4 protein-coding genes are annotated in these 2,780 nt (G+C 66.4%); 2 read left to right on the top strand and 2 right to left on the bottom strand.

All coding sequences use genetic code 11. The annotated features are described in order from the left end of the window. Together MIC448_RS06195 and MIC448_RS06190 are read right to left on the bottom strand one after the other, a co-directional pair. On the bottom strand, positions 1-407 hold a 407-nt coding region (locus tag MIC448_RS06195; RefSeq protein WP_036297433.1), incomplete at its 3' end, for a class II aldolase/adducin family protein. 174 nt (positions 408-581) lie between these two features. Then, positions 582-1,598, bottom strand: a complete 1,017-nt coding sequence (locus MIC448_RS06190) for a LacI family DNA-binding transcriptional regulator (RefSeq protein WP_036297431.1) — start codon at positions 1,596-1,598, stop codon at positions 582-584. Positions 1,599-1,748: 150 nt separating this feature from the next. Here MIC448_RS06190 and MIC448_RS06185 point away from each other — a divergent pair, with 150 nt between their 5' ends. Together MIC448_RS06185 and MIC448_RS06180 are read left to right on the top strand one after the other, a co-directional pair. After that, on the top strand, positions 1,749-2,294 hold the full coding sequence (locus MIC448_RS06185; RefSeq protein ID WP_144237991.1) for a hypothetical protein: 546 nt from the start codon (positions 1,749-1,751) through the stop codon (positions 2,292-2,294). Beyond that, positions 2,291-2,780, top strand: a 490-nt coding sequence (locus tag MIC448_RS06180; protein ID WP_036297429.1) for a Gfo/Idh/MocA family protein, incomplete at its 3' end; no start/stop codon positions are given. The genes MIC448_RS06185 and MIC448_RS06180, both read left to right, overlap by 4 nt.

Below are 2,780 nucleotides of genomic sequence, written 5' to 3'. Positions count from 1 at the left end.
CCGAACTCATCCGCCATCCCCGTGATCACACACGGAATCTCTTCCCCGCGCGCCGCCCACGCCACCGCAAAGGTGGAATGCGTGTGCACCACACCACCGACATCCGGCATGTTCCGATACACATACGCATGCGCCGCGGTATCACTCGACGGAGAACGATCACTGCCCGGAGTGCCGGCGATGACGTTCCCGTCCAGATCGCACAGAATCATGTTCTCGGGGGCGAGATCGTCATACGACACACCCGACGGCTTGATCACAAACAACTCAGCCCCGGGCACACGACCCGACACATTCCCACCCGTCCACACCACCAAGCCGTAACGCACCAACTCCGCATGCAAGCGGGCCACGTCGTCGCGGGTACGCGCAATCGCGACCTCGACCTTGGGTCCGTAAATGCTCACGGCTCACTCCTTTGTGCCCCGGACGGGGACCTGATGTTGCTGCGACGACTCACGTGATTGGCTCATGTGGCCTCGCCCATGTGACCGGTCATGTGACCGTTCACATCGCGTCATGTTAGTCCGGGGGGAGCGGGCCCTGTCAAGTCGACATGGTCTCGGATGTGTAACGGCGGCTCAGAAGGCGGGGAGTCCCGTGGAACCGCGCACAATGAGTTCCGGCGTCAGCGTGTGGGCGACCTCGACCGCCGCGTCGTCGAGCGTCCCGAGCAGCTGGGCAACGCACCGGCGGCCGAGCTCCGTGAAGTCCTGGCGGATCGTGGTGAGCGGTGGCCAGAAGTGTGCCGCCTCGGGAATATCGTCAAAACCGACAACACTCACATCGCGCGGCACATCCAGCCCCTCGTCGCGAATGGCGTGGATGAAACCCAGCGCCATCTGGTCGTTCGAGGTGAAGATCGCCGTGAAATCCCGCACGCGCAGCAGCTCGCGGCCCGCGAAGTAGCCGAACTCCGCGGTCCAGTCCCCCAGGATCGGGGCGGTTGTGGGGATGTCTTGCGCGCCCATTTCTTCCAGAAAGCCCCGCATGCGCGCCTCGGCCTCGATCCAGTCCTGCGGACCCGCGAGGTGATAGATCGAGCGATGCCCCTGTTCGATCAGATGCCGCGTCGCCATACGAGCGCCGGCGATCTGGTCGACCGAGAGGGCGTGTTCGGCGTCCAGGCCGGCGGACTGCAAAGTCACATATGGCACGTCGATCTCGTAGTCGGCGAGAACTTTGAAGACCCGCACCTGCGGCGCGATCACAACGAGTCCCTCGACCGACTGTGCGACGAGGTGCGCCAAACCCGCTCCGATGGACTCCGGGTCGGCCGCGTCGATGTTGGCGGTGCTGACCCAGTAGCCCCGTTCGCGAGCCGCCGCCTCGATAGCGGCGATCCCCGCCGCCGGACCGTACTGCGTGCTGGAAGCGGACAGGATGCCGATCGTCTGCGACCGGCTCGTGGCCAGGGCCCGGGCCGCGCGATTCGGCCGATACTGCAGCTCTTGCATGATCTCGACGATGCGCTCGCGCGTCTCGGGCCGCACGCTCGGGTGATCGTTGAGCACGCGCGAGACGGTCTGGTGCGAGACGCCGGCGAGACGCGCGACATCGCGAATGCTGGGGGGTCTCCCCCTCCCCACATCGCTCATGGGTCGGCGCTCCTTCGTACCTGGCCCGTGTGCACGGTCACATCGTTGCCCTCCCCATTATGGTCATCACCTCGCCGCATGTGACAAAATTCGGCTGTCACACGGGTTTTCGCCCCACCGGCCGGAACGCATCGCACCTAGGCTGTGCGGATGTCCGATATGTTCCACGACCTGCCGTTGAGCAACCGTCAGAGACAGGACGAATCCACGGTCACGGGTGACTGGCGTTCCGCGGAAGCCGACGTGGTCCGCGCCGCACACGTACTGCTGTCCACCCGCAGCGACCGCGACCGCGAACCCCTTGCACGGTCGTTTCTCAACATCTCGCGGCTCGGCGCCGTCGGTGGCGACGATCTCGCGGCGGTTGCCGATGCGATCGCCGCGGGCGGCAAGCGGCGCATCCGCGATCTGTCGCGCACAGTCACGGCAGCGCTCGCCCTGAGCCGGGACACCGGCATGCCCATCGCTCTCGCGCCCCGCACTTCCGGCGCGGTCGCGCTGTATCTCGCGACGTCAGGGAGCTTCGATGTCCGCGCCGTCGTCCGGGGACACACCCTCCGCTCCACCGACGACGGCTGGGAGTTCGGAAAAGGACCCGCCATGGAAGACACCTCGACCCGGTTGGTCGCCTTCCTCTGCGGTGTCTCGCAGGAACCTCCGCGGCTCCACCGCCCCGGAGGTAGGCTCGGGGCATGACCGGGCTGCGTTGGGGAATTCTTGCGACGGGCAGCATCGCCCGCACTTTCACGAAAGACCTGCACGTCGCCGGACGTGAGATCGTGGCGGTCGGCTCTCGATCGGATGTGTCGGCCCGGGCGTTCGCCGAAGAATTCGGCATTCCGCACGCCCACGGGTCCTACGAGGCGTTGCTCGCCGACCCCGATGTCGACATCATCTACGTCGCGACACCCCACCCCGCCCACGCCGAGAACGCCCTCGCGATCATCGCCGCCGGCAAGCATGTTCTGGTCGAGAAGCCGTTCACCCTCAACGCGACGGAGGCCGCCGCCGTTCGCGATGCCGCCGCCGCGCGCGGTGTGCTCGTGCTCGAGGCGATGTGGACGCGCTACCTGCCCCACATGGTGCGGATTCGCGAGCTGATCGCCGACGGTGCGATCGGTGAGGTGCGGGCGGTCTTCGCCGATCACACGCAGCAGATCTCCGATGACCCCGGTCACCGCC

Source organism: Microbacterium sp. C448 (genome assembly GCF_000582705.2).
Classification (GTDB): domain Bacteria; phylum Actinomycetota; class Actinomycetes; order Actinomycetales; family Microbacteriaceae; genus Microbacterium; species Microbacterium lacus_A.
Note: the sequence above shows the minus strand (reverse complement) of the source record. Positions and strands in the feature narration are given on the sequence as shown.

What these genes read in the sequence shown, in the direction of transcription:
- MIC448_RS06190 (WP_036297431.1), bottom strand. Translation starts at nt 1,598, where the DNA reads ATGAGCGATGTGGGGAGGGGGAGACCCCCCAGCATTCGCGATGTCGCG.
- MIC448_RS06185 (WP_144237991.1), top strand. Translation starts at nt 1,749, where the DNA reads ATGTCCGATATGTTCCACGACCTGCCGTTGAGCAACCGTCAGAGACAG.